Source organism: Streptomyces sp. NPDC059454 (assembly GCF_042749965.1).
Taxonomy (GTDB): domain Bacteria; phylum Actinomycetota; class Actinomycetes; order Streptomycetales; family Streptomycetaceae; genus Streptomyces.
Genome location: NZ_JBHYVC010000021.1, coordinates 20706 through 45579 on the forward strand (window position 1 = coordinate 20706; position 24874 = coordinate 45579).

20 protein-coding genes, 5 tRNA genes and 1 pseudogene are annotated in these 24874 nt (G+C 70.3%); 10 read left to right on the top strand and 16 right to left on the bottom strand.

The window, feature by feature from the left end:
- Positions 1-24: 24 nt before the first annotated feature.
- Positions 25-387: pseudogene (locus ACFXAE_RS16825) on the bottom strand (MerR family transcriptional regulator); the annotation flags it as partial.
- Between the two features lie 894 nt (positions 388-1281).
- Here ACFXAE_RS16825 and ACFXAE_RS16830 point away from each other — a divergent pair.
- Positions 1282-1641: a hypothetical protein gene (locus ACFXAE_RS16830; protein ID WP_384714626.1), complete on the top strand. Its 360-nt coding sequence runs from the start codon at positions 1282-1284 to the stop codon at positions 1639-1641.
- Between the two features lie 101 nt (positions 1642-1742).
- Here ACFXAE_RS16830 and ACFXAE_RS16835 read toward each other — a convergent pair whose 3' ends face one another.
- The 8 genes from ACFXAE_RS16835 to ACFXAE_RS16870 form a co-directional block, all read right to left on the bottom strand.
- On the bottom strand, positions 1743-2051 hold the full coding sequence (locus ACFXAE_RS16835) for an SCO5918 family protein (RefSeq protein ID WP_384714629.1): 309 nt from the start codon (positions 2049-2051) through the stop codon (positions 1743-1745).
- A 49-nt stretch (positions 2052-2100) separates the two neighbouring features.
- Positions 2101-2505 carry a CBS domain-containing protein gene (locus tag ACFXAE_RS16840; RefSeq protein ID WP_384714632.1) on the bottom strand — a complete coding sequence of 135 codons (405 nt, stop codon included), beginning with the start codon at positions 2503-2505 and terminating at the stop codon, positions 2101-2103.
- Positions 2506-2551: 46 nt separating this feature from the next.
- Positions 2552-4048: a DEAD/DEAH box helicase gene (locus ACFXAE_RS16845; RefSeq protein ID WP_384714636.1), complete on the bottom strand. Its 1497-nt coding sequence runs from the start codon at positions 4046-4048 to the stop codon at positions 2552-2554.
- 346 nt (positions 4049-4394) lie between these two features.
- A complete protein-coding gene (locus ACFXAE_RS16850) occupies positions 4395-4598 on the bottom strand; it encodes a cold-shock protein (RefSeq protein WP_014145516.1) in 204 nt (67 codons plus the stop codon).
- A gap of 760 nt (positions 4599-5358) precedes the next feature.
- Positions 5359-5431: transfer RNA gene (locus tag ACFXAE_RS16855), tRNA-Lys, on the bottom strand.
- Between the two features lie 153 nt (positions 5432-5584).
- Positions 5585-7684 (bottom strand): DEAD/DEAH box helicase, encoded by a 2100-nt coding sequence (locus ACFXAE_RS16860; protein WP_384714641.1) that lies wholly within the window; start codon positions 7682-7684, stop codon positions 5585-5587.
- A gap of 250 nt (positions 7685-7934) precedes the next feature.
- Positions 7935-8477, bottom strand: coding sequence for a hypothetical protein (locus ACFXAE_RS16865; protein ID WP_384714644.1), 543 nt, complete (start codon positions 8475-8477; stop codon positions 7935-7937).
- A gap of 73 nt (positions 8478-8550) precedes the next feature.
- The gene (locus ACFXAE_RS16870) at positions 8551-8901 is read right to left on the bottom strand and encodes a metallopeptidase family protein (RefSeq protein ID WP_073933509.1); all 351 of its coding nucleotides are present in this window, start codon (positions 8899-8901) and stop codon (positions 8551-8553) included.
- A gap of 84 nt (positions 8902-8985) precedes the next feature.
- On the opposite strand from ACFXAE_RS16870, the gene ACFXAE_RS16875 reads away from it, so the two are divergent.
- The 7 genes from ACFXAE_RS16875 to ACFXAE_RS16905 all read left to right on the top strand — a co-directional run bounded on the left by ACFXAE_RS16875 (position 8986) and on the right by ACFXAE_RS16905 (position 15646).
- On the top strand, positions 8986-10572 hold the full coding sequence (locus ACFXAE_RS16875) for a metallophosphoesterase (protein WP_384714647.1): 1587 nt from the start codon (positions 8986-8988) through the stop codon (positions 10570-10572).
- A 79-nt stretch (positions 10573-10651) separates the two neighbouring features.
- Positions 10652-10724 (top strand) — tRNA-Glu (locus ACFXAE_RS16880).
- A 37-nt stretch (positions 10725-10761) separates the two neighbouring features.
- Positions 10762-10836, top strand: a tRNA-Asp gene (locus ACFXAE_RS16885).
- Positions 10837-10860: 24 nt separating this feature from the next.
- Positions 10861-10934: transfer RNA gene (locus tag ACFXAE_RS16890), tRNA-Phe, on the top strand.
- 108 nt (positions 10935-11042) lie between these two features.
- The gene (gene hrpA / locus ACFXAE_RS16895; protein ID WP_384714650.1) at positions 11043-15023 is read left to right on the top strand and encodes an ATP-dependent RNA helicase HrpA; all 3981 of its coding nucleotides are present in this window, start codon (positions 11043-11045) and stop codon (positions 15021-15023) included.
- Between the two features lie 93 nt (positions 15024-15116).
- Positions 15117-15191, top strand: a tRNA-Asp gene (locus ACFXAE_RS16900).
- 257 nt (positions 15192-15448) lie between these two features.
- Positions 15449-15646 carry a DUF6274 family protein gene (locus ACFXAE_RS16905; protein ID WP_384714653.1) on the top strand — a complete coding sequence of 66 codons (198 nt, stop codon included), beginning with the start codon at positions 15449-15451 and terminating at the stop codon, positions 15644-15646.
- Positions 15647-16082: 436 nt separating this feature from the next.
- On the opposite strand, the gene bldC is transcribed toward ACFXAE_RS16905, so the two are convergent.
- A complete protein-coding gene (gene bldC / locus ACFXAE_RS16910; RefSeq protein WP_003949541.1) occupies positions 16083-16289 on the bottom strand; it encodes a developmental transcriptional regulator BldC in 207 nt (68 codons plus the stop codon).
- Between the two features lie 539 nt (positions 16290-16828).
- Entirely contained in the window at positions 16829-17671 is an 843-nt protein-coding gene (locus ACFXAE_RS16915) for a hypothetical protein (RefSeq protein ID WP_384714656.1), read from the bottom strand.
- Between the two features lie 220 nt (positions 17672-17891).
- Here ACFXAE_RS16915 and ACFXAE_RS16920 point away from each other — a divergent pair, with 220 nt between their 5' ends.
- Positions 17892-18980 (top strand): Leu/Phe/Val dehydrogenase, encoded by a 1089-nt coding sequence (locus ACFXAE_RS16920; protein WP_384714659.1) that lies wholly within the window; start codon positions 17892-17894, stop codon positions 18978-18980.
- 317 nt (positions 18981-19297) lie between these two features.
- A complete protein-coding gene (locus ACFXAE_RS16925) occupies positions 19298-19546 on the top strand; it encodes a DUF3073 domain-containing protein (protein ID WP_073933448.1) in 249 nt (82 codons plus the stop codon).
- Positions 19547-19675: 129 nt separating this feature from the next.
- Here the strand turns inward: ACFXAE_RS16925 and purM are convergent, their stop codons facing one another.
- The 5 genes from purM to ACFXAE_RS16950 form a co-directional block, all read right to left on the bottom strand.
- On the bottom strand, positions 19676-20743 hold the full coding sequence (purM, locus tag ACFXAE_RS16930) for a phosphoribosylformylglycinamidine cyclo-ligase (protein WP_384714662.1): 1068 nt from the start codon (positions 20741-20743) through the stop codon (positions 19676-19678).
- 33 nt (positions 20744-20776) lie between these two features.
- Positions 20777-22303 carry an amidophosphoribosyltransferase gene (purF, locus tag ACFXAE_RS16935; RefSeq protein WP_384714666.1) on the bottom strand — a complete coding sequence of 509 codons (1527 nt, stop codon included), beginning with the start codon at positions 22301-22303 and terminating at the stop codon, positions 20777-20779.
- A gap of 62 nt (positions 22304-22365) precedes the next feature.
- Complete coding sequence (locus tag ACFXAE_RS16940; RefSeq protein ID WP_384714669.1) at positions 22366-23151, bottom strand: META domain-containing protein; 786 nt, start codon at positions 23149-23151, stop codon at positions 22366-22368.
- Between the two features lie 49 nt (positions 23152-23200).
- Positions 23201-23998, bottom strand: a complete 798-nt coding sequence (locus tag ACFXAE_RS16945) for a sterol carrier family protein (RefSeq protein ID WP_384714672.1) — start codon at positions 23996-23998, stop codon at positions 23201-23203.
- Between the two features lie 17 nt (positions 23999-24015).
- Entirely contained in the window at positions 24016-24849 is an 834-nt protein-coding gene (locus tag ACFXAE_RS16950; protein ID WP_384714675.1) for a M23 family metallopeptidase, read from the bottom strand.
- Between the last annotated feature and the right edge of the window lie 25 nt (positions 24850-24874).

Consider the following 24874-nt stretch of genomic DNA (forward strand, 5'->3'; position numbering starts at 1 on the left):
CCGGCGGGCACGCTCACCTCGGACCGCGGCCGACGCACTGGACGATCCGCGGGCGCGGCGGTGTTCGGCGTTGCCGCGCTGGGCTCCTTCGAGCTGGTCCTCCAGGATGATGACCCGGCATACGGCCTCGATCGGGGTGTCCTGGTCGACGAGCTCACGCGCGCGGGCCGCGATGCGCAGTGGGCGGCGGGAGCAGCGGCGGTGCCCGCCCTCGGAGCGTGGAGGCGTGATCAGTCGCGCCTCGCCGATGGCGCGGAGAAAGCCGGGAGCGGTACCGAGCGACTCGGCGGCCCGGCCCCTCGTGCGGTCGGGGTGGTCGTCGTCGAGACGGCCCGGCGACTCGCCTCTCCGTGGAACACGTGGAGGGGCCTTGGTGCCGTACGACACCAAGGCCCCGAAGGAACTACGACACCATCTGCCGGCCCTAGTGCTGCGCCGGCCTTCTGTTTCCGCACAGCCGCCCGATACTCCGACGGGGGTGCGGGGATCGCGTATGCGTGACCGGAGACCACCTGCCTATCGATGTCCTGCGGTACCCGGGCTCACGTCCTCCGCCCGGGCGATCCTGATGGCGCTCGACTCCTCCGTTCTTCCCTCTGAACCGATCACTTGCAAACGGGGGACTGCGTACTGCTTGTACTGCTGATACCGCAACCGCGGTCCTGCTCACGGCGGCCCCTCATCACTGCGGGCCGCCCGGTCCGGTCGTCAGTCCCGTCGCCGTCATACGACAACCTGGCTTCGAAACTCCACCACCGCACCGTCACGCGGGTACTGCTGCCCGGCAGTTCGTGTCTGCCGGGCCTTGCTCGATCTCGGCTACGAGAGAAACCATAATCATGGGATCAGCGAATGTCTACTCCAGCAAGCACAGATTTCGGTGCGCCCGGCGATGAGGTGTCTCCCCGGCCCGGCCTGTGAACGCTTGGGCCGTCCGCGGCGCGGGCCCGGCGCACGGGTGGGCCCCGGAGCCGCCCGCCTGGCTTCCCGTGACGCCGCCGACCGGCGCGGCGACTGCGCTCCTCAGCCCCTCCGCGGTCCTGATCGTGTCCGGAGCCCGTCACCAACGCCCTGCGCCGCGGAGGAGACACCTGCACACCGGGACCGAAGGCCCGCCCCTTCACCATCGAGGTGGCCGTCCACGACCCCGGCTCGCAGGCGCCGCACATGCTCACCCCCCGGCCTGTACTACGGCACCCGGGGAGCCGTGTGCGCCCCGTCCCGCCCGGTGGTGCCACCGGGCGGGACGCCCGGACGGGCCGGCGCATAGAATTCGCTCTCATGCCGAAGCCTGACGAGCTGATCGTTGACATCGCCGCCCTTGTGGAGTCCGGACAGAGCAATCAGATGTCCCTGACCGTGGTCACCGGTGGTGCCGTCATCACCGGTCGCCTGGCTCCCGAAGCCGTGTGGAGGCAGAGGGTGTCAGAGGTGCTGACGGACTCCGCGCACCTGGGCGATTTCTCCGCCGTCTTCGAGACCCCCGCGAAGGAGGACGGCCCACCCACGCATCTGCACTTCCATGTCGCCCGGATCCTTCAGGGCACGGTGGGCATCCCGGAGACGGGCGGAATGTACCGCATCGCGATCGAGGACGTCAGTGCCTGGACCGTGGGCGACTTCAGCTACTCCGACCACTGACCCACCGCCGCGCCGGGAGCGGCGCGGCACGCAGTGAGGGCCCTACCGGCGTACGCCGGTAGGGCCCTCATGCTCTGTTCGGCTCCCGCCTGCCCTGCCGGTCAGCCGGACAGGGGGGTGCCGAGCATCGCGGAAGCCCGCTGCAACGGGCTTTCCACGCGCGCGGGTGCGGCCTCGGGAAGGGCGCGACAGGTGAAGCCGAGCCGGGACATGGCCCGGAGGACTTCACCGGCGCTGAAATCGCGACGGTCCTGGCGGGTGACGACCTCGCCGACCTGCTTGACGGGGTAGTGGCGTCGCCCGATGATCACGGACTCGCCGGTGACCGGTTCGGGCTTGATGCCCTTCATCGATTCCAGCACTCCGCTCTTGGTCAGGTCGAACGGGAAGCGGGCGATGACACAGCGCATGATGCCTCACGGGGAGAAGGAGGGACGGGGCCGACCGCCGTGAAGCGGTTCAACGGGAGAGAGCGACGACGCCCAGAGCGTTGCCCTGTTCGTCGACCACGGGCAGGGTCCCGAGCCGGCGGTGCCGCATCGCACGTTCGGCTTCGGCCCTCGTGGTCAGCGGCGAGGCGAAGGGAGCGATGACGTCGGCGATGTCACGCAGCCGGATCCGGTCCGTGTATCCGGAGTTGTGACGAACGGCCGTGAGCCGGGCCCGGGTGACCAGGCCGGTGCACAGACCGTCATCGTCGCAGACGACCAGATGCCCCGTACGGGCGGCGGCCATCACGGACAGTGCCACCTCTACGGTCATGTCCTCCCAGACCTGCGGTCCGGCCGCGTCCATGGTGTCGGCCACCGTGCCGTGCGCGGAGTGGGCACTCGCCGGGCGGAACTGCGTCTGGACCAGCGTCAAAGGGTGCCTCCTGCGGAGATGGGCCGGCTTCCTGATCACGGAGGTTCTATGCCGCCGTACCGGCGGTGGACTGCCGTGCGGACGCGCGGCGGGCCGCCGAGGCGGGGCCGCGCCGGCCGCGTGAGGTCCCGCCGCGCTTCTTGGGGCGTTCGGCCACTGGCGCGGTGATGACGACCGGGACGCCGGAGGGGGTCTGGGCGCCGGTGATGCGGTGCAGGGCCTCCTCGCCGGCGCGGACCTGCGTGGTCTGCGGGACGATGCCGGCCGCCGCCATGAGGCGGGTCATGGCGCGGCGCTGGCTCGGGACGACCAGGGTGACGACGCTGCCGGACTCCCCGGCGCGGGCCGTACGGCCGCCGCGGTGCAGGTAGTCCTTGTGGTCGGTGGGCGGATCGACGTTGACGACCAGGTCGAGGCTGTCGACGTGGATGCCGCGCGCCGCGACGTTGGTCGCCACCAACACGTTGACGTGCCCGGTCTTGAACTGCGTCAGTGTGCGGGTGCGCTGCGGCTGTGACTTCCCGCCGTGCAGGGCGGCGGCCCGTACCCCGCTGTTCAGGAGGTGCTCGGTGAGGCGGTCGACAGCGTGCTTGGTGTCGAGGAACATGATCACGCGGCCGTCGCGTGCGGCGATCTCGGTGGTGGCCGTGTGCTTGTCGGCGCCGTGGACGTGCAGCACATGGTGTTCCATCGTCGTGACCGCGCCGGCCGAGGGGTCGACGGAGTGCACGACGGGATCGCTGAGGTAGCGGCGCACGAGCAGGTCGACGTTGCGGTCGAGGGTGGCGGAGAACAGCATGCGCTGGCCCTCGGGGCGGACCTGGTCCAGGAGTGCGGTGACCTGCGGCATGAAGCCCATGTCGGCCATCTGGTCGGCCTCGTCGAGGACGGTGACGGAGACCTGGCTCAGCCGGCAGTCACCGCGGTCGATGAGGTCCTTGAGGCGTCCCGGTGTGGCGACGACGACCTCGGCGCCACCGCGCAGCGCGCTCGCCTGCCTGCCGATCGACATCCCGCCCACCACCGTGGCCAGCCGCAGCTTGACGGAGCGGGCGTACGGGGTGAGCGCGTCGGTGACCTGCTGCGCCAGCTCACGCGTCGGTACGAGGATCAGCCCCAGCGGCTGCCGGGCCTCGGCGCGCTGCCCGGCCGTACGGGCCAGCAGCGCCAGACCGAAAGCGAGGGTCTTGCCGGAACCGGTGCGGCCACGGCCGAGGACGTCCCGCCCGGCGAGGGAGTTCGGCAGGGTCGCGGCCTGGATCGGGAACGGTACGGTCACACCTTGCGAACCCAGCGCGGCCAGCAGCTCCCGGGGCATGTCGAGATCGGCGAAACCCTCCACGGCGGGAAGCGCGGGAGTGATCGCCTCGGGGAGGGCGAACTCTCCGTGGATCGCGGCAGGCCGGCGGCCGTAACCGCCGGAACGGCTCGGGCTGCCCGACCGGTTCGGGGCCGACGGGCCGAATCGGCTGCCACCCCTTCCGGAGTCGGCACTTCCCTTACGGGTACGGGCGAAACGGTCGTTCGTACGTGTGCGGTTCATGCGGAACCTTCCTCGATGCGGCACATATCAAGGAACTCCCGCAGCGATGAGCAGCACGGAGAATTGCAAGAATGGGCCGGTGGAACGCGACAGCGAATCTGGCCGGCGGGAAATACGCGCGGGCGCAGGAGCTTGAATGAGTGATGCGATGCGGACGCACTGTTCGGGCGTCCACGGCGATGCAGCCGTGAAGGGATGCGCCTGCACCCCTGAAGGACGATCCGTGTGCGGTGAGCCCACGGATTCCCTGATCGTTGTCCGCAGGTGAAACCACTGCGGAAAACGCGAGCAGCTGGGACCCGCACCCCAAAGGATGCGGGTCCCAGCTACGAATTACGCGCCGGCGTCAGGCGAGAACGATGTTCTCGGCCGTCGGGCCCTTCTGACCCTGCGCGATGTCGAAGGTCACCTTCTGGCCCTCGAGCAGCTCGCGGAAGCCCTGGGCGGCGATGTTCGAGTAGTGGGCGAACACGTCAGCGCCGCCACCGTCCTGCTCGATGAAGCCGAAGCCCTTTTCCGCGTTGAACCACTTCACGGTACCAGCAGCCATGTCATTTCTCCTTTGGGGCAGTGCATCGGGGTCCGCACTGCGCGGACACCGTGTCGCCGCGATGATCACCCCATCCGGAAAAAGACCGGATATGCAAAAGCGCTTCCAGCGGCACAGAAACCGACCGAAGAGCATTTGAAATTTCGGGAACCACAACTGCAACTGAGATCGACAGTAGCATGCCGCAACGGCCTGTGCGTGGTGAAGAATCCCACCCCTCTTATTGCAGCAGAGAATCTGTCTGCATGTTCCGTTAAAATCTCAGCTCCCGGGCACAGCTATTGATTAATCCGGAGCGCAACGTTTCGGGGAGCATGGGCGTGCTCAGCGCAAGGACCGTCCCCCGAAGGGGTTCTGTCCGCCTCGCGGGAGAGGGCCCGGAAGGGAGGGCCGGTCCGCTGCACCCCCGCCACGACCGACCTGCCTCCCGTCCCCCTGCGTGACCTGCGCCACGTCTCCGCGACGCGCACACAGGGAGGCGGCGACATCCATGCGGTGGAGGAGATGCTCCGGCACTCCACCATCACGCCGGCCTTAGACACGTGCACGAGCCCGCTCCCCGCGCCGGACCGCGAGATCGCAGCAGAACTCGTCCCTCGGTCGCGTCCGGCGGCTGCCGGATCGTCCGCCCGAACCGCAGCCGGTCCGCCGGCACCTCCGCTCACGCAAGGGCCCGAAAACGACGCGGCGCCCGGGCCGACCGAAGCCGGCCCGGGCGCTGCACAGCAGGTCGGAGAGGGTGTCCTCTCCCCCGCAACGGTAGGCCCTGTGGGACTCGAACCCACAACCAATGGATTAAAAGTCCACTGCTCTGCCAATTGAGCTAAGGGCCCTTGGCGATGTTGCTTCCCCGAGCATAGCCGGACGTGGCCGGGACTCCGATCGGGTATCGCCGAGGTGGGTCCGGACGTGTCCCGCGCGGAACGCGGGAGGGCCCGCACGACGGGTGTCGTGCGGGCCCTCCCGGCCGGCCGGGTGAGGCCGTGTCAGCCGTTGCGCTTCCAGCGCGGCTTGTCGTCGCGGCGGCCGAAGGAGCCGCCGCCGCGGTGCTCGTCACGACGGCCGTACGGGCGGTCGTGGGAGCCGGAGTGGAAACCGGGGCGGTCGCCCTGGCGGTCACGGTTGAACGGACGGTCACCGCCGGGGCGGTCGCCCTGACGGTCACGGTTGAACGGACGGTCACTGCCGGGACGGTCGCCCTGGCGGTCACGGTTGAACGGACGGTCACTGCCGCGGTGGCCGCCGCGGTCGTCACGGCGCTCGTCACGACGGAAGCCGCCACGGTCGTCACGACGGTCACCGCGGTCACGGTTGAAGCCACCACGGTCGTCACGACGCTCGAAGGAACGCCCACCGCGGTCGTCACGGCGCTCGTCACGACGGAAGCCGCCACGGTCGTCACGACGGTCACCGCGGTCACGGTTGAAACCGCCACGGTCGTCACGACGCTCGAAGGAACGCCCACCGCGGTCACCGCGGTCGTCACGGCGCTCGCGCCGCTCGTACGGCGCCGGTGCCTCCGTACGCTCCACGCGCTCGGTCCGCTCGACGTCCCGCGCGGTCGGCTGCTCCGGCAGCGAGACCTCGGCCTCGGCCGCCGCCTCGGCGACCACCGTCTCGACGTCCTCGCCCCGCTCCCGCGCCACCCGGGCCAGCAGCCGGTCGGCCTCGTCGCGCAGCTCGGAGGCGCGGCGCTGGGCCCGCTCCAGCTCCTTGGTGAGCTGGGCGACCTCACGCTCGGCCTGCTGCGCCGCGTTGCCCGCGGACTCGGCCTGGACCTCGGTCATCGACCGGGCCCCGGTGATCTCGGCGACCTCGGGCTCGAAGGCCGTACCGGAGTTGATGATGTGACGCCCGGCGTCGACGCCCGCATCCTCCATCAGCCGGAAGATCTGGCGGCGCTGGTGCGGCAGGGAGAGGGAGACCACGGTGCCGGTGCGGCCGGCACGGGCGGTACGGCCCGCGCGGTGCAGGTAGTCCTTGTGGTCGCCGGCCGGGTCCACGTTCAGGACCAGGTCGATGCCGTCGACGTGGATGCCGCGGGCGGCGACGTCGGTCGCGACGAGCGCGTTGACGTAGCCCTTCTTGAAGTCCTCCAGCACACGGGTACGCGCGCCCTGCGTCATGCCGCCGTGCAGCGCGTCGGCCCTCACGCCGGAGTCGCGGAGCTGCTCGGCGATGCGGTCGGCGCCCAGCTGGGTGCGGACGAAGATGATCGTGCGGCCCTTGCGGGAGGCGATCGCGGCGGTGACCGGCGCCTTGTCCTTGGGCTTCACGATGAGGATGTGGTGCGACATGGTCGTCACGTTGCCCTGGGCGCTGTCGACCTCGTGCGTGACCGGGTCGGTCAGGTAGCGCTTGACCAGCGTGGAGATCTCGTTCTCCATCGTGGCCGAGAACAGCATGCGCTGGCCGCCCGCCGGGATCTGGTCGAGCAGTTCGGTGACCTCGGGCAGGAAGCCCAGGTCGGACATCTGGTCGGCCTCGTCGAGGACGGCGATCTGCACGTTCTCCAGCGAGCAGGCGCCGCGGTTGATGATGTCCCGCAGCCGACCCGGGGTGGCGACCAGGATGTCGACGCCGCGCTCCAGGGCGTAGATCTGGTTGCCCATGGACGTACCGCCGCAGACGACCTTCATCTTCAGGCCGAGGACGTCACCGTACGGCTGGAGCGCGTCGGCGACCTGCATGGCCAGCTCACGCGTCGGCGTCAGGATGACGGCGCGCGGCTTGTGCTTCTCGGTCCGGCCGCCGGCCAGCGTGGCCAGGGTCGGCAGGCCGAAGGAGAGGGTCTTGCCGGAGCCGGTGCGGCCACGGCCGAGGATGTCCTTGCCGGCCAGGGCGTCCGGGATGGTCGCGGCCTGGATCGGGAAGGGGGTGGTCACGCCGTTCTGCGCGAGCTTGCGCACGACGCCCTCGGGCAGGCCGAGGCCGGTGAAGGTGATCTCGGGGGCCGCCGCCTCGGTGGTGACGTCGGTGTCGGTCTCGGTGGTGACGTCGGTGATGGTGGTGGTGACGTCGGTGTTGGTGTCGGTGTCCTCGATGTTCTCGGGCACGACGACGTGATCAGTACTGGCGATGGGCATACGAATGCGAAACCTTCCGGAGTCTCTTCGGCACGCGCCCGTCAACTCCGTGATTCGCAGTTCGCAATTACGACCGCCTCGATGCGGTCCACCACGGTAAGGGAGAGAGTACGCGCCACACGGCGCGCTCTGCAGTGGCGCCGGGCAAATAGGATCAAACGATCTGCCACCATACGCACCCGGGACCCCCTAAAGCAAACCCGCAGGTGAGCGCGGGGTCCGACGGGTGGGGAAGCACGGAGGACGATGCCTAGACCGGCTCCCCCGCTTCCGGCGCCGGCTCCCGCTGCGCCAACTGCGTCTCGGGCGGCTGGTGCGCCGACGAGGACGGCTCCGCCTGTGTCGGCTCCGGTGTGACCGACGGCTCGGGCGGCGTCGGCGAGGGCTGCGGATCCGGCGTCCCAGAGGGCTCGGGGGGATCGGGCCGGTCGTCCGGAGTCGGCTCCGCGGGACCGTCCGGCCCGCCGTCGGCCGGCGCGGGCCGGCTCGCCCCCGCGGACGGCGAGGCCTCGGCGGACGCCGTCTTCCCCGCCCCGTCCTTCTTCCCCTTGTCCTTGCGCCCCTCGCCCTTGCCGTCCCCGCGTGACCCGTCGGCCGACACGGCGCCGTACCCGGCACCGTCGCCGGACACCGCGGTACCCCCGTCCGGCGCCTCACCGCCCGGCCTCCCCGCGGAGCGCGACGGTCCGGCGCTCCCGCCCGCACCGTCCTCACCCACGCTCATGCAGCCGGCGGCAGCGGCGACGGCGACGACCGTGGCGGTCAGGCGGACGGGTACGTACAAGCGGCGCACGGGGCCACCTCCGGTTGGAGTACAGGGTCAACAACCCCAACTCCCACCACCCGCAAGAAGACACGCGCACGGCCTATCCGTAGCCGAGCGCGTGCAGCCGGGCGTCGTCGATCCCGAAGTGGTGCGCGATCTCGTGCACCACGGTGATCTCCGTCTCCGCGACGACGTCCTCCCGGGACTCGCACATCCGCAGCGTCGGCCCCCGGTAGACGGTGATCCGGTCCGGCAGCACCCCCGCGTACCACTCGCCCCGCTCCGTCAGCGGAGTCCCCTCGTACAGCCCGAGCAGCTCCGGATCGTCCGCCGGCGGCTCGTCCTCCACGAACACCGCGACGTTGTCCATCAGTCGCGTCAGCTCCGGCGGGATCCGGTCCAGCGCCTCGGCGACCAGCTCCTCGAACATCTCGCGCGTCATCTCCAGCACGAAGCCATTGTCGGGCACGAGCCGTCCGTACGAGTTGCGCGCGGGCCCCGCATATCCGGCCATCGGCTTGGGCATACGGGACCAATGGTCCGCGTCCCCTCCGCCGCCCTGAACGCCCTCCATCGCCTCCCCCGGGTCCCGCGGGCCCTCGTCCCCCGCCACCGCTCCCGCCGGCCCGCCACCGCGACGCTCACCCTCACCCCGCAGCCGCGCCCCTGGACGCGCGCGGCCGGCCTCGTCGCCGTGGTCGTCCTCGGCGCCTGGCTCGGCCTGCTGATCGTCGGCAACGTCCGGGTCCCCGTGGGCCCCATGAACACCACCATGACCCTGCGCCCCTCCGTCACCGGCGGCACGAAGATCAACATTTCCCCGCTGGGCGCCCTCCAGCTCGACAGCCACATCGCGCCCGTCCGCCTGGACGTCAACGTCGACCAGCTCGACCCCGAGCGCTCCCAGGCCCTCGTCGACCACCCCGAACGCCTCTCCGGCCTCCAGGACGAGGTCACCGAGGACATCGCCCACGGCACCGCCGATCTCGCCGTACGCTCCTGTGTCGCCGTGGTCACCGGCGCCACCGCCCTCGGCCTCGCCGTCTACCGCCGCCCCCGCCGCGCCCTCGCCGCCGGCGGCCTCGCCCTCGGCCTGCTGGCCGCGTCCGGCGGCACGGCGTACGCCACCTGGAACCCCGACTCCGTCCTGGAACCCAGGTTCTCCGGCCTGCTCTCCTCCGCCCCGTCCCTGGTCGGCGACGCGCGCAGCATCGTCACGGAGTTCGACGTCTACCAGAAGGAACTGGCACGCCTGGTCACCAATGTGACCAAGCTCTACGACGCCACCTCCACCCTCCCCACCTACCAGCCCGACCCGACCACCATCCGCGTGCTGCACGTTTCCGACATCCACCTCAACCCGGCCAGCTGGAAGATCATCGCCTCGCTGGTGGAGCAGTACCGGGTGGATGTGATCGTCGACTCCGGCGACACGATGGACCACGGGAGCGCCGCCGAGAACGGCTTCCTGGACCCCGTCGAGGACCTGGGCGCCCCTTACGTCTGGGTCCGCGGCAACCACGACTCGCTCGTCACCCAGCGCTACCTCGAAGGCCTGAAGAACGTCCACGTCCTCGACGACGGCAGGGCGAAGACCATCGCCGGCCTGCGCTTCGCCGGCATCGGCGATCCGCAGTTCACCCCCGACCGCTCGGAGAGGACCGGGGCCGAGCAGTCCCAGGAACTGGCGGGCGCCCGTCTCGCCTCCGCCCTGCGCGACCAGCGGGCCGCCGGCACCCCGGTGGACGTGGCGATCGCCCACGAACCGTCCGCGGCCCGCGAGGTCGACGGAACCGTGCCGCTGGTGCTGGCCGGTCACATCCACCACGAGGAGACGGAGGTCATGGAGTACGGCACCCGGCTCCGCGTCGAGGGTTCCACCGGCGGCAGCGGCCTGCGCGCCATCGAGGGGAAGTACCCGGACCCGATCGAGACGTCGATCCTCTACTTCGACCGCGACACCCGCCGCCTCCAGGCCTGGGACTCGATCGAACTGGGCGGCCTCGGCCTGACCACGGCGGAGGTCAGCCGCCACCTCCCGAAGGAGAACCAGCCGGGCGCGACCGCCTCGCCGTCCCCCTCCGGAACCCCGTCGGCCACCCCCTCGACGCCCGCGCCGTAAACCGTTTTGGCGATCCTCCCGACACCACGTATGCTTCTCACGTCCCCGACGCGCTGAGAAGCGCCCAGGCGGGCCGATAGCCCTCATCGTCTAGCGGCCTAGGACGCCGCCCTTTCAAGGCGGTAGCACGGGTTCGAATCCCGTTGGGGGCACGCACCACCCTGTGCGACACTGTCGTACGACACGCTTGGTCCTGTGGAGCAGTTTGGAGTGCTCGCCACCCTGTCAAGGTGGAGGCCGCGGGTTCAAATCCCGTCAGGACCGCTGGTGTTTCACGTGAAACACCGCGGCTGGGTAGCTCAGTTGGTACGAGCGATCGCCTGAAAAGCGATAGGTCGCCGGTTCGACCCCGGCCCCAGCCACAGCAAAGGCCCCGATCCTCGATCGGGGCCTTGTTGTGTGCCCCCGCACATGTGCCCCGGCAAAATCATTGGCCGCGATTTTTCGCGGGATGAGATCCTGGAGTCCGTATGTCTACGCACTCTGCCCCCGCTCTCGGCTCCCTGGCCTCCCGCCTCACCGAGCTGTCGCTGCGCGACGCGCACCGGCTCGGGCGCAGGCTCGAAGGTGCCCGCAAGATCCGTAATCCGGAGGCCCGCGCCGCCGTGCTCGCCGAGATCGAGGCGGAGGTCGCCGCGTCCGAGGAGCGGATGGCCGGGCGGCGCACCCGGGTGCCGGCGGTCACGTACCCCGAGCAGCTGCCCGTCAGCCAGAAGAAGGACGTGATCGCCGAGGCGATCCGTGATCACCAGGTGGTGATCGTCGCGGGTGAGACCGGGTCCGGCAAGACCACGCAGATCCCGAAGATCTGCATGGAGCTGGGCCGGGGCGTCCGGGGCATGATCGGGCACACGCAGCCCCGCCGGATCGCCGCGCGTACGGTCGCGGAGCGGGTGGCGGAGGAGCTGGACACGCCGCTGGGTGAGGCCGTGGGCTGGAAGGTCCGCTTCACCGACCAGGTGAACCCGGACGCCACGTTCGTCAAGCTGATGACCGACGGCATCCTGCTCGCGGAGATCCAGACCGACCGTGAGCTGCGCGCCTACGACACGATCATCATCGACGAGGCGCACGAGCGGTCGCTCAACATCGACTTCCTGCTCGGCTATCTCGCGCAGCTGCTGCCGAAGCGCCCGGACCTCAAGGTCGTCATCACGTCCGCGACCATCGACCCGGAGCGTTTCTCCCGGCATTTCGGGGACGCGCCGATCATCGAGGTCAGCGGGCGCACGTATCCGGTGGAGGTGCGGTACCGGCCGCTGCTTGAGGAGGACTCGGAGGACGCCGACCGCGACCAGATCACCGCGATCACCGATGCCGTCGAGGAACTGATGGCGGAGGGACCGGGCGACATCCTGGTGTTCCTCTCCGGTGAGCGGGAGATCCGGGACACGGCGGACGCGCTGACGAAGAAGCGGTACCGGTCGACCGAGGTGCTGCCGCTGTACGCCCGGCTGTCGCACGCCGAGCAGCACCGGGTGTTCCAGCAGCACAGCGGCCGCCGGATCGTCCTGGCGACGAACGTCGCCGAGACGTCCCTGACCGTGCCGGGCATCAAGTACGTCATCGATCCCGGGTTCGCCCGCATCTCCCGCTACAGCCACCGCACCAAGGTGCAGCGGCTGCCGATCGAGCCGGTCTCGCAGGCCAGCGCCAACCAGCGCAAGGGCCGCTGCGGCCGTACGTCGGACGGCATCTGCGTCCGGCTGTACAGCGAGGACGACTTCCTGTCCCGTCCGGAGTTCACGGACGCGGAGATCCTGCGCACCAACCTCGCCTCGGTCATCCTGCAGATGACGGCGGCCGGTCTGGGGGAGATCGAGAAGTTCCCGTTCATCGACCCGCCGGACCACCGCAACATCCGCGACGGCGTGCAGCTGCTCCAGGAGCTGGGCGCGCTCGACGCGGCGCAGAAGGACCCGCGCAAGCGGCTGACGGAGACCGGGCGGAAGCTGGCGCAGCTGCCGGTGGACCCGCGGCTGGCGCGGATGGTGCTGGAGGCGGACAAGAACGGCTGTGTCCGCGAGGTGATGGTCATCGCCGCCGCGCTGTCCATCCAGGATCCGCGGGAGCGGCCCGCCGACAAGCAGACGCAGGCCGATCAGCAGCACGCCCGGTTCCGGGACGAGTCCAGCGACTTCCTCGCGTACCTCAACCTGTGGCGGTACGTCCGCGAGCAGCAGAAGGAGCGCGGTTCGTCGTCGTTCCGCCGGATGTGCAAGCAGGAGTACCTGAACTTCCTGCGGATCCGCGAGTGGCAGGACATCTATACGCAGTTGCGCACGGTCGCCAAGCAGATGGGCATCCACCTCAACGAGGAGGACGCCGCCGGCGACCGCGTCCACGTCTCCCTGCTGGCCGGTCTGCTGTCGCACATCGGCATGAAGGACGTGAAGGAGTCCAAGGACTCCGCTCCGGGCGCCGGCCGCAAGGACGGCGGGCGGAACGAGTACCTGGGCGCGCGGAGCGCCAAGTTCGCGATCTTCCCGGGCTCGGCGCTCTTCAGGAAGCCGCCGCGGTTCGTGATGTCGGCCGAGCTGGTGGAGACGTCCCGGCTGTGGGCGCGGGTCAACGCGAAGATCGAGCCGGAGTGGGTGGAGCCGCTCGCGGAGCACCTGCTCAAGCGCACGTACAGCGAGCCGCACTGGGAGAAGGACCAGGCGGCCGTGATGGCGTACGAGAAGGTGACGCTGTACGGCGTGCCGATCGTGGCGCAGCGCAAGGTGAACTACGGCCGGATCGACCCGGAGATCTCCCGGGAGCTGTTCATCCGCAACGCGCTGGTCGAGGGCGACTGGCGGACGCACCACAAGTTCTACGCCGACAACCGGAAGCTGCTGACCGAGGTCGAGGAGCTGGAGCACCGCGCCCGGCGCCGGGACATCATGGTCGACGACGAGACCCTGTTCGACTTCTACGACCAGCGGATCCCCGAACACGTGGTGTCGGGGGCGCACTTCGACTCGTGGTGGAAGCACAAGCGGCACGAGCAGCCGGACTTCCTCGACTTCGAGCGCGAGATGCTGATCCGTGAGTCGGCGGAGGCGGTCACCAAGGCGGACTACCCCGACTCGTGGCGGCAGGGCCCGCTCAAGTTCCGGGTCACGTACCAGTTCGAGCCGGGTGCGGACGCCGACGGTGTGACGGTCCATGTGCCGCTCCAGGTCCTGAACCAGGTGACGGACGAGGGGTTCGACTGGCAGATTCCGGGGCTGCGCGAGGAGGTCGTCACGGAGCTGATCCGTTCGCTTCCCAAGCCGGTCCGGCGGAACTACGTGCCGGCGCCGAACTACGCGAAGGCGTTCCTGGAGCGGGCGGTCCCCTTGCAGGAGCCGCTGACCGTCACGATGGCCCGTGAGCTGAAGCGGATGGTCGGAGTGCCCTTCGAGGCGGAGGACTTCGACTGGTCCCGTGTTCCCGACCACTTGAAGGTGACGTTCCGGATCGTCGACGAGCGGCGCCGCAGGATCGCCGAGGACAAGGACCTGGAGGCGCTCAGGCTCAGGCTGCGGCCGAAGGCCCGCCAGGCGCTGTCACAGGCGGCCGCCGCCACGGCGCAGCGTGAGGGGGGCGAGTCCCTGGAGCGCAAGGGGCTGACGGACTGGACGATCGGTTCGCTCACCCGCGTGTTCGAGACGCGCCGGGCCGGTCAGCCGGTGAAGGCGTATCCGGCGCTGGTCGACGACGGTGACACGGTGTCGGTCCGGCTGTTCGACACGGAGGCCGAGCAGGCGGAGGCGATGTGGAAGGGCACGCGCCGGCTGATCCTGCTGGGGATTCCGGTGAACCCCGCGAAGTTCGCGTCCGAGAAGCTGACGAACGCGCAGAAGCTGGCGCTGTCCGCGAATCCGCACGGTTCGGTGCAGGCCCTGTTCGACGACTGCGCGACGGCCGCGGCGGACAAGCTGATCGCCGACTTCGGCGGGCCGGTGTGGGACGAGGAGTCCTATCGGAAGCTGTACGACAAGGTCCGCGCGGAGATCGTCGACACCACGGTCCGCGCGGTGGGCCAGGTGCAGCAGGTGCTGGCGGCGTGGCAGGCCTGTGAGCGCCGTCTGAAGGGCGTACGGAGCCCCGTGCTGCTGCCCAACCTCCAGGACGTGCGGGGGCAGCTGGACGGGCTCGTGCGGCCCGGTTTCGTGACGGAGGCGGGGCTGCGGCGGCTGCCGGACCTGATGCGCTACCTGGTGGCCGCGGACCGGCGCCTGCAGCAGATGCCGGCGAACGTGCAGCGGGACACCACGCGCATGGCGAAGGTCCATGAGATGCGGGACGAGTACGCGTGGCTGCTGGAGCAGCTGCCGCAGGGGCGGCCGGTGCCGCGGCAGGTGCTGGACATCCGCTGGATGATCGAGGAACTGCGGGTCAGCTATTTCGCCCACGCGCTCGGTACGGCGTACCCGGTGTCGGACAAGCGGATCGTGAAGGCGATCGACGCGGCGGTGCCGTGACAGGCCCCGCACACAGGGTGAGTTCGACCAGGGGGCTCCACCTCCTGTACAGTCCTTCTCGCAGCGCAACGCACGAATAGCGCCGCGAAACCTGGTCCTGTGGAGCAGTTTGGAGTGCTCGCCACCCTGTCAAGGTGGAGGCCGCGGGTTCAAATCCCGTCAGGACCGCAGTTACCGGAAGGCCCGCATCCCGCAAGGGACGCGGGCCTTCCGCATGAGCACACCCGCACCCCGCAGCGAGGCCGCGAGCGGACACGGCAGGTCCCGTCAGGACCGCAGTTGGCGGAAGGGCCCGGGCCCTCGGGCCCGGGCCCTTCCGCGCGTGCGGGACGCCGTGTGCCCTTCTGCCGTCTTGACGGGTTCACCGCCCCCCCGGTACTCCAGGAAGCGGGGCACCGCTCCGCGTGACCCCCTGGAGGTGGCGCATGGCGGCGTCGGCCGAGCACGAGACACGGGCGCCGCTCCGTGCCCATCCGTCGGCCGCGTCGTCGTACCGGCACTTCACCCGCAACTGCCCGATCCGCCACCGGCTCCTGCGGCCGGCGCCGGACTCCGCGCCCCGCCCCTCGAACGCCTCCCCGCCCGCCGGGGAACAAGCCGGCCCTCGCACCCGTTCCCTCTAGCGCATATGCCGCAGGCTCAACAAGCCGACTGGTATGTGACGGGTGTCACCGCATGAGTTTTGGGAAGTGCGGTACTTACACCTCTCCTACAACAGGTCAATTTAATATGTGCAATTGCACCACTCGGAGAGGTCCTCGCCGGCCGGCACACAGATGACCCCCCACCCGTCCCCAGAGTCCGACAAGCCCGCGCACAGAGCGCCCCCCGGCGCCCGCCGGGGCCGGGCCGGTCCCCCATGAGCGCACAAAAAAGATCGCGCTGGACTCGGCGGAGTCCAGCGCGATCGACGACGCACCCTTGTTCAGTTGCCTGGAAAGCTCTGATCAGCTTGGGCGAGGGGCCTGTTGGGGCAGTCCCCGCGTCGCTTGGAGCCAGGGTTCCCGGGTGTCTCGGCCGGTGGGGGACCAGCCGGTTGCGCCCGGTTCATGCGGTTGTTCAGGCCTCGCTGCGCTGCTGCGGAATGCCCGCGAGCAGTGCGCGGACCTCGGCTTCGCGGTAACGGCGGTGCCCGCCGAGCGTGCGGATCGACGTGAGCTTGCCAGCCTTCGCCCAGCGCGTGACCGTCTTCGGGTCGACGCGGAACATGGTGGCGACCTCAGCCGGGGTCAGCAGCGGCTCGGCATCAGGGGTGCGAGCGGTCATGAGCGGCCTCCTCGGGAGAACCGAACCTTCTCGGTTCTTTCCTCTAAATTCTGCACCTTGACCCGCGTTGCCCGAAATGGCGGACGCGAGTCGAGTCGGTTATAGGACGAACGGCTTGTCCTCGGCACTACAACTACACCATCTGTCCAACCACGTCGGCCAAACCGATGGAATTGCCCTCCCAGGTGTTCATCAGCCGCGGAAGCCGATGGACCGTGCCATAGCGGACAGTCACGCTGCTGTGACGATCAGTCACAGCAGCGATCAGGAGTCACCAGACCCCCCAAAGCGTGCAATGCCGAGATTCCGCCCATAGTCGAGCACATCAGGACGGAGGAGTCCTCCCCGGACTCCTTGTCCTATTTTGGCACGAGGGCGGGCAAGGGGCGCAAGGGCCTCGTAAGTGCGGTCCGTCACGCTTGACGCGCTTGGGACATACGCCCGGATCGGTGTCTACGTCCGTTCCCGGGCCCGCGCTGACGGAACCTCAGGCACCTCAGGGCGAAGACGAAACCCCAAGAACGGCGTTTGGTCAAACGTCAGTTCGCCGAGCGCAGGTCGCGGACCGACCGCCAGCGCTCCACGAGGCGCCTGTAGGCCTCCCCTGCGCCCTCCTCGTCACCGCGCCGCAGCGCCGCGATCCCTTCGGCCACGTCCGCCGCCGAGTGGTCGCCCTCGAGCGTGCCGGCCGGCAGGGCGTGCACCAGTCCGCCGTAGTCCAGTTCGACCAGCGAACGCGGATGGAACTCCTCCAGCCAGCGCCCGACGTCCACGAGGCCGTCGATCAGCGGGTTCTCGTCCACGGCGTCCCGCAGCGCCCGCAGCCCCCGCGCCACCCGCCGACGGGCCTGGACCATCGGGGTCCGGTAGCGCAGGACGGGCGCCTCGTCGGCGGAGCCCTTGCCGTACTCCCGCTCGTCGTCCGCGAACAGCACGAACCAGTTGATCGGCACCTGCCAGGTCGCGGTGCGGATCCACGGCCGGGCGTCGGGGTGGTCGGCCAGCCAGCGCTCGTAGTCCCGGGTCGCCTGGTGTCGTACGACCGGGGGCAGGAGGGCGTCCAGGACCGGCAGCGGGAAGTCCTCGGCGAGCTCGCCCAGGGCCTGCCAGCCGCGCAACCGGGTGCGCCAGGGGCAGACGCGGACCACGCCGTCGGACTCCAGCACGAACGCGTCGTCGCTCTCGTGCACCGGCACCGGCACCGGCGGGGTGGGCGCGAGGTCGGCCAGGGCCCGGCGGAGCTCGTCCTGGTAGGAGGGGCGGCCGGGACGGCGGGCGTAACGGGCCCAGTGGCCGCGTTCCGGTTCCGGGAAGGCGGCCAGCGGTTCGTACACGCGCAAGTAGGTCGCGTAGGGGACGATCACCGAGGACACCTTGGGCACGCCTGCTCCCTCCCCCAAGGACCGCCGGGAAAACCTGCCGGGCCCCCGCCCGGACGGGTGGGAAACCCCTGCAAACCGTGGCACGGCGGTACTCCGGACGGAGGTGATCCGGGACACGGTGCCGCCGGTGGGCACATAAGGATTTAATCTCGTGCCACAGCCCCCGCCACCTCTACGAGGGCCGAACCCGCCCGCCGCTACTTACTCAGGAGTCACCACAGTGACCGACGTATCTGACGGCGTCCTGCACACCCTGTTCCGCTCGGACCAGGGAGGCCATGAGCAAGTCGTGCTCTGTCAGGACCGCGCCACCGGCCTCAAGGCCGTCATCGCCATCCACTCCACCGCGCTGGGCCCCGCCCTCGGCGGTACGCGCTTCTACCCGTACGCCTCCGAGGAGGAGGCCGTCGCCGACGCGCTGAACCTCGCGCGCGGAATGTCGTACAAGAACGCCATGGCCGGGCTCGACCACGGCGGCGGCAAGGCCGTGATCATCGGCGACCCGGAGCGGATCAAGTCCGAGGAACTGCTGTTGGCCTACGGCCGGTTCGTCGCCTCGCTCGGCGGCCGGTACGTCACCGCCTGCGACGTCGGCACCTACGTCGCCGACATGGACGTCGTGGCCCGCGAGTGCCGCTGGACCACCGGCCGCTCCCCGGAGAACGGCGGCGCGGGCGACTCGTCCGTGCTCACCTCCTTCGGCGTCTACCAGGGCATGCGGGCCGCCGCCCAGCACCTGTGGGGCGACCCCTCGCTGCGCGACCGCAAGGTCGGTGTCGCGGGCGTCGGCAAGGTCGGTCACCACCTGGTGGAGCACCTGCGCGCCGAGGGCGCCCAGGTCGTGATCACCGATGTGCGCGAGGACGCCGTGCGACGGATCCTCGACCGGCACCCCCAGGGCGTGTCCGCCGTCGCCGACACCGGGGCGCTGATCCGCACCGAGGGCCTGGACATCTACGCCCCGTGCGCGCTCGGCGGGGCGCTCAACGACGACAGCGTGCCGGTGCTGACCGCCAAGGTGGTCTGCGGCGCCGCCAACAACCAGCTCGCCCACCCGGGCGTGGAGAAGGACCTCGCCGACCGCGGGATCCTCTACGCGCCGGACTACGTGGTGAACGCCGGCGGTGTCATCCAGGTCGCCGACGAGCTGCACGGCTTCGACTTCGACCGGTGCAAGGCGAAGGCCGCGAAGATCTTCGACACCACGCTCGCGATATTCGCACGTGCGAAGGAGGACGGGATTCCGCCGGCCGCGGCGGCCGACCGGATCGCCGAGCAGCGGATGGCGGAGGCACGCCCGGTGCGATGACGCGTACGCGGGCGGCCCGGCTCGGGCCGCCTTCGTACAGGTGAGCGGTACCCGCCGGGGGCACTTGGAGAGAACTCTCACTTCTCCCGGCGGGTCGACCGTCGATAAGTGGTTAAAATCGCGGTTGACCAGCGAGGACGGGGCGCCTCGATGGTTCTGGGCGCGGGCACGTCATGCGGGCGACGTACCGGATGGGCGCGGGCTCAGGTACCGTGGAAGCCCTACGGACCGGACTCTCCGCGGAGAGTCCGTTCTGGACCATGAACGCGTGTCAAGACTCTGGGGCCGTCGAGCCCCGTCGTTGAGGGGGTCGAGCCATGGGGCGCGGCCGGGCCAAGGCCAAGCAGACGAAGGTCGCCCGCCAGCTGAAGTACAACAGCGGTGGGACTGATCTCTCCCGCCTGGCCGAGGAGCTGGGCGCATCGCCATCGAACCAGCCACCGAATGGTGAGCATTTCGAGGACGATGAGCAAGACGACGACCTGTACGCACGGTACGCCGACCTCTATGAGGACGACGACGAGGACGAGGACGGCCCGTCCTCGCAACAGCGTCGCGGCGCTTGACCTTGCGCTGAACACCAGCCCGGTCGGTGACTCCGGTCACCGACCGGGTTTAGTGCTGCCTCGGCCGGCCGTACCGTCCGTGCGATGGGTGCTGCCCGCATGTTCACCGCGCGGGCAGCACCCCGTCGCTCACTTCGCGTAGTCACCGACGAGGGCAGCGCCCGTGGTGTGCTCGCCGCGGTCGGTGATCTCACCGGCCACCCAGGCGTCCACCCCGCGGTCGGCCAGCGTCGCCAGCGCCACGTCGACGGACTCCTGTGGCACGACCGCGATCATGCCGACGCCCATGTTCAGCGTCTTCTCCAGCTCCAGCCGCTCGACCGCACCGGTCCGGCCGACCAGGTCGAACACCGGTGCGGGGGTCCAGGTGGAGCGGTCGACGGTCGCGTGCAGCCCGTCGGGGACGACCCTGGCCAGGTTGGCCGCGAGTCCGCCGCCGGTGACGTGGCTGAAGGCGTGCACCTCGGTGGTGCGGATCATGGCCAGGCAGTCCAGCGAGTAGATCTTGGTGGGCTCCAGGAGCTCCTCGCCGAGGGTGCGGCCCAGCTCGTCGATCCGGGCCTCCAGGGCGAGTCCCGCCCGGTCCAGCAGCACGTGCCGGACGAGGGAGTAGCCGTTGGAGTGAAGCCCGGAGGACGCCATGGCGATCACCGCGTCACCCGTACGGATGCGGTCCGCGCCGAGCAGCCGGTCGGCCTCCACGACGCCCGTACCGGCCCCGGCGACGTCGAAGTCGTCCGGACCCAGCAGACCGGGGTGTTCGGCCGTCTCGCCGCCGACCAGGGCACATCCGGCCAGCACACAGCCCTCCGCGATGCCCTTGACGACGGCGGCGACGCGCTCCGGGTGGACCTTGCCGACACAGATGTAGTCGGTCATGAACAGCGGCTCGGCGCCGCACACCACGATGTCGTCCATGACCATGGCGACCAGGTCGTGGCCGATGGTGTCGTACACGCCCAGCTGCCGCGCGATGTCGACCTTGGTGCCGACGCCGTCCGTGGCGGAGGCGAGCAGGGGCCGTTCGTAGTTCTTCAGGGCGGAGGCGTCGAAGAGGCCGGCGAAGCCGCCGAGGCCGCCGAGGACCTCGGGGCGCCGGGTCTTCCTCACCCACTCCTTCATCAGCTCGACGGCGCGGTCGCCCGCCTCGATGTCGACGCCCGCGGCTGCGTAGCTGGCACCAGTGTTCTGGGACATGACTGTGAGAGCTTTCGTGTCGTCCGTCAGGGCTTACGGGCGGCGGATCGCGTCGACCGAGGCCGGGGCGGCGGTGCCGGCGGCCAGCTCGGTCTCCAGGAGCTGCTTGCCGAGAAGCTCGGGGTCGGGCAGGTCCATCGGGTACTCGCCGTCGAAGCAGGCGCGGCACAGGTTCGGCTTGGCGATGGTGGTCGCCTCGATCATGCCGTCGATGGAGATGTACGACAGGGAGTCGGCGCCCAGCGAGGTGCCGATCTCGTCGATCGTCATGCCGTTGGCGATGAGCTCCGCGCGGGTGGCGAAGTCGATGCCGAAGAAGCAGGGCCACTTCACGGGCGGCGAGGAGATCCGGATGTGGACCTCGGCGGCGCCCGCCTCACGGAGCATCCGGACCAGGGCGCGCTGGGTGTTGCCGCGCACGATCGAGTCGTCGACGACGACCAGGCGCTTGCCCTTGATGACTTCCTTGAGCGGGTTCAGCTTCAGGCGGATGCCGAGCTGCCGGATGGTCTGCGAGGGCTGGATGAACGTACGTCCGACGTACGCGTTCTTGACCAGGCCGGCGCCGAAGGGGATGCCGGACGCCTCCGCGTAGCCGATCGCGGCCGGAGTGCCGGACTCCGGGGTCGCTATGACCAGGTCGGCCTCGGCCGGGGCCTCCTTCGCGAGGCGGCGGCCCATCTCGACCCGCGAGAGGTACACGTTCCGGCCGGCGATGTCGGTGTCCGGGCGGGCCAGGTACACGTACTCGAAGACACAGCCCTTGGGCTTCGCTTCCGCGAACCGGGAGGTGCGCAGCCCGTTCTGGTCGATGGCGACGAACTCGCCCGGCTCGATCTCGCGGACGTAGCTCGCGCCGCAGATGTCGAGGGCGGCGGACTCGGAGGCGACGACCCAGCCCCGCTCCAGGCGGCCGAGGACCAGCGGGCGGATGCCCTGCGGGTCGCGGGCCGCGTACAGGGTGTTCTCGTCCATGAAGACGAGGCTGAAGGCGCCCCTGACCTTGGGGAGGACCGCGTGCGCGGCCTGCTCCACGGTCACCGGCTCGCCGTCGGCGGCGCGCTGGCCGGCCAGCAGGGCGGTGATCAGGTCGGTGTCGTTGGTGGCCGCCACCTTGGGGGCGCGGCCGTTCTCCTTGGGGAGTTCGGCGACCATCTCGGCGAGCTGCGCCGTGTTGACCAGGTTGCCGTTGTGGCCGAGCGCGATGGATCCGTGCGCGGTGGCGCGGAACGTCGGCTGGGCGTTCTCCCACACGGAGGCACCCGTGGTCGAGTAGCGGGCGTGTCCGACCGCGATATGACCCTGGAGCGAACCGAGAGAGGTCTCGTCGAAGACCTGGGAGACCAGGCCCATGTCCTTGAAGACGAGGATCTGGGAGCCGTTGCTGACCGCGATACCCGCGGATTCCTGGCCCCGATGCTGGAGGGCGTAGAGCCCGAAGTACGTGAGCTTGGCGACCTCTTCACCCGGAGCCCAGACACCGAAGACGCCACAAGCGTCCTGGGGGCCCTTCTCACCGGGGAGCAGGTCGTGGTTGAGTCGTCCGTCACCACGTGGCACGCCTCCGAGTGTAGGCGAGGTCGACCACTGGTCCGAATGCGGGATATGCCCCCGGCTGTGGATCAGCGCTGTGCGACGGCCCGGACACTGGTGCCGTTTTCGCTGGTCAGCGTGAGGGTTCGGCCTTCGAGCTCGTAGTCCACGGTGCCTGCGAACAGCTTCGTCAGCGCCTTCTCGCCGTCCATGAGTGAGTCTTCGCACATCATTCGGGTCAGGGACGGCACCCCGAGGGTGATATGGCCGTCGCGCACGGTGGCGTCGGCGTTCACGTGGTTGCAGCCGAGGCGGCCGGAGACGGTGCCCTCCTTCTTGTCGAAGGTGAGGTGGGCGCGGTTGTCGACGGCGGGAGTGGTGACGGTCCACTTGGTGCCGTACAGCGGGGAGTCCTCGGCCTTGCTCAGGCGCACGGTGTCGCCGGACTCGGTGGTGAGGGTGAGGCGGTCGTCGTTCACCTCGGACTGCAGGGTGCTGCCGGAGAGGGTGCGGGAGAGGGCCCGTTCGACGTCCATGGGCTTGTCGTCGCAGGCCATCTCGGTGGACGCGGTGTCGCCGAGCGTGATCCGGTCGCCGTCGACGGCGGCGTCGGCGCCGAAGGTGTTGCAGCCGTAGCTGCCCTCGGCCCGGCCGCTGTCGTCGAGGGTGAGGTGCGCTCCGTCGGGGGCGCGGTGGGTGGTGCCGTCGACGGTGAGGCTGTCGATGGTCCAGCGGATGCCGGTGACCGGTTCCTCCGCCTTCGCGGTGCCGCTGCCGGCGCCCGCCTTCTCGCCGCCACAGGCCGCCGCGAACGGGACGACGAGCACGGCGACGGCCGTCAGGGTCATGCGCTGCTTGTGCTTCTGCCTGTACATGCCGATTCGACGAGGGCGGGGAGCGGACGGTTCCCCTTCCGCCCCGGACTCATCCCAGCAGCGGCAGATACGGTCCGAGGTCCGCCCGCTCCCCGCTCGCGCTCACCTTCGCGTCGGCCACCGCGTCCTGCCAGGCCGTCCGTCCGCCGGCCAGCCGGATCCAGGTCAGCGGGTCGGTCTCGACGACGTTCGGCGGGGTGCCCCGGGTGTGCCGCGGCCCCTCCACGCACTGCACGACCGCGTACGGCGGGATCCGCACCTCCGTGGAGCCGCCGGGGGCCTTCGCGGCGAGCGCGTCGGCCAGCAGCCGGGTGCAGGCGGCCAGGGCCTGACGGTCGTACGGGACGCCGAGGCCGGGCACGGCGGCGTTCAGGTCGTCGGTGTGGACGACGAGCTCGACGGTGCGGGTGACGACGTAGTCGGCCAGTGGCAGGGCGCCCGCGCTGGTGGGGAGCAGCCGGCCGCCGGGGGTCTCGTCGAGGCGGGCGGTGAAGCGCCGCTCGACGTCCGCGAGGTGGGCGTCGAGGTCGGGGTGGTCCGCCGCGAGCCGGCGGGCGGTGCCGGCGATGGCGTCCGCGTCGGCGGCGACGGCGGACGGCCAGTCGAGCAGCCGCCCGTCCTGCCGCGCGGGCACGGGCTCCTCCAGCAGGCGGTCCACGGCGGTCAGCGCCATCCCGACGTGCGCCACCAGCTCCCGTACGGTCCAGTCGCCGAGCCGTGCCGGCAGCGCGAGCTGCTCGGGGGTGAGGGTGCGCACGGCCTCCCGTACGTTCCCGAACTGCGCCAGCACGGCGGCGCGGGTCCTGGCGGGGTCGTAGGAACGGGCGCGCTTCTTGGCCGGGGGCATGGCGGCAGCCTATGCGGTCAGGCGGAGGCGGACGGCGCCGGATCGGGTGCGTCGAACACCTCGCCGTTGCGCGGGACGCCCATGCCGCGCCAGGTGAACGGTATGCCGCGCGCGGCGTCCGGGTCGGGGCCGTCCATCAACTGGAAGTGCAGGTGCGGTTCGGTGGAGTTGCCGGAGTTGCCGACGCGGGCGAGTGTCTGTCCGGCGCACACCCTGTCCCCCTCGCGGACGGCGAGGGAACCGTGCCGCAGGTGGGCGTAGGCCGCGTAGGTGCCGTCACCGAGGTCCAGCACGACGTGGTTGCCCAGGATGCGGCGGACTCCGGACATCTCGCGCACCGAGCCCTCGATCAGTGTCAGGTACAGCAGCGCGGGCAGCGAGGTGCGGCTGAGGTGGTCGCGCTGCCGGTCGTCGGCGCGGACGACGGTGGCGTCGGCGACCGCGTGCAGCGGGGCGCCGAACGCCGGGAAGTCGGAGGCGCGGCGGAGCAGCGGCCACAGGAGGGAGAACCCGGGGCGGGCATCCGGCTCGGCGACGAGGTCGATGGCGTACGTCTGTCCGTATGCGTGGACGCCGTGGCTCGGGGTGCGGTCGGCCGGGCTGTTCAGCGCGGACCAGCGGCCGGTGACGGGCGGGGCGACCTCGACGGGCTCGCGGGCGGCACGCGGGGCGTCCGGTGCGCCGCCGCCCCACCGGTTGACGACGGCGACCAGGACGTAGGCCAGGGCCAGGGGCAGGAGGTTCCACCACCAGGCGTAGCCCCAGCCCAGGACGATGTGTGCGGTCATCAGGGCGATGAAGCCCAGCTGGAGGCCCCGGAAAACGATCATGGCGAGTTTGCGTGCGGACATGTTTCCCCCTTGTCCCCGGTGTCGG

What these genes read in the sequence shown, in the direction of transcription:
- ACFXAE_RS16830 (WP_384714626.1), top strand. Translation starts at nt 1,282, where the DNA reads ATGCCGAAGCCTGACGAGCTGATCGTTGACATCGCCGCCCTTGTGGAG.
- ACFXAE_RS16835 (WP_384714629.1), bottom strand. Translation starts at nt 2,051, where the DNA reads ATGCGCTGTGTCATCGCCCGCTTCCCGTTCGACCTGACCAAGAGCGGA.
- ACFXAE_RS16845 (WP_384714636.1), bottom strand. Translation starts at nt 4,048, where the DNA reads ATGAACCGCACACGTACGAACGACCGTTTCGCCCGTACCCGTAAGGGA.
- ACFXAE_RS16850 (WP_014145516.1), bottom strand. Translation starts at nt 4,598, where the DNA reads ATGGCTGCTGGTACCGTGAAGTGGTTCAACGCGGAAAAGGGCTTCGGC.
- ACFXAE_RS16860 (WP_384714641.1), bottom strand. Translation starts at nt 7,684, where the DNA reads ATGCCCATCGCCAGTACTGATCACGTCGTCGTGCCCGAGAACATCGAG.
- ACFXAE_RS16875 (WP_384714647.1), top strand. Translation starts at nt 8,986, where the DNA reads ATGGTCCGCGTCCCCTCCGCCGCCCTGAACGCCCTCCATCGCCTCCCC.
- hrpA (WP_384714650.1), top strand. Translation starts at nt 11,043, where the DNA reads ATGTCTACGCACTCTGCCCCCGCTCTCGGCTCCCTGGCCTCCCGCCTC.
- ACFXAE_RS16905 (WP_384714653.1), top strand. Translation starts at nt 15,449, where the DNA reads ATGGCGGCGTCGGCCGAGCACGAGACACGGGCGCCGCTCCGTGCCCAT.
- bldC (WP_003949541.1), bottom strand. Translation starts at nt 16,289, where the DNA reads ATGACCGCTCGCACCCCTGATGCCGAGCCGCTGCTGACCCCGGCTGAG.
- ACFXAE_RS16925 (WP_073933448.1), top strand. Translation starts at nt 19,298, where the DNA reads ATGGGGCGCGGCCGGGCCAAGGCCAAGCAGACGAAGGTCGCCCGCCAG.
- purM (WP_384714662.1), bottom strand. Translation starts at nt 20,743, where the DNA reads ATGTCCCAGAACACTGGTGCCAGCTACGCAGCCGCGGGCGTCGACATC.
- ACFXAE_RS16940 (WP_384714669.1), bottom strand. Translation starts at nt 23,151, where the DNA reads ATGTACAGGCAGAAGCACAAGCAGCGCATGACCCTGACGGCCGTCGCC.
- ACFXAE_RS16945 (WP_384714672.1), bottom strand. Translation starts at nt 23,998, where the DNA reads ATGCCCCCGGCCAAGAAGCGCGCCCGTTCCTACGACCCCGCCAGGACC.
- ACFXAE_RS16950 (WP_384714675.1), bottom strand. Translation starts at nt 24,849, where the DNA reads ATGTCCGCACGCAAACTCGCCATGATCGTTTTCCGGGGCCTCCAGCTG.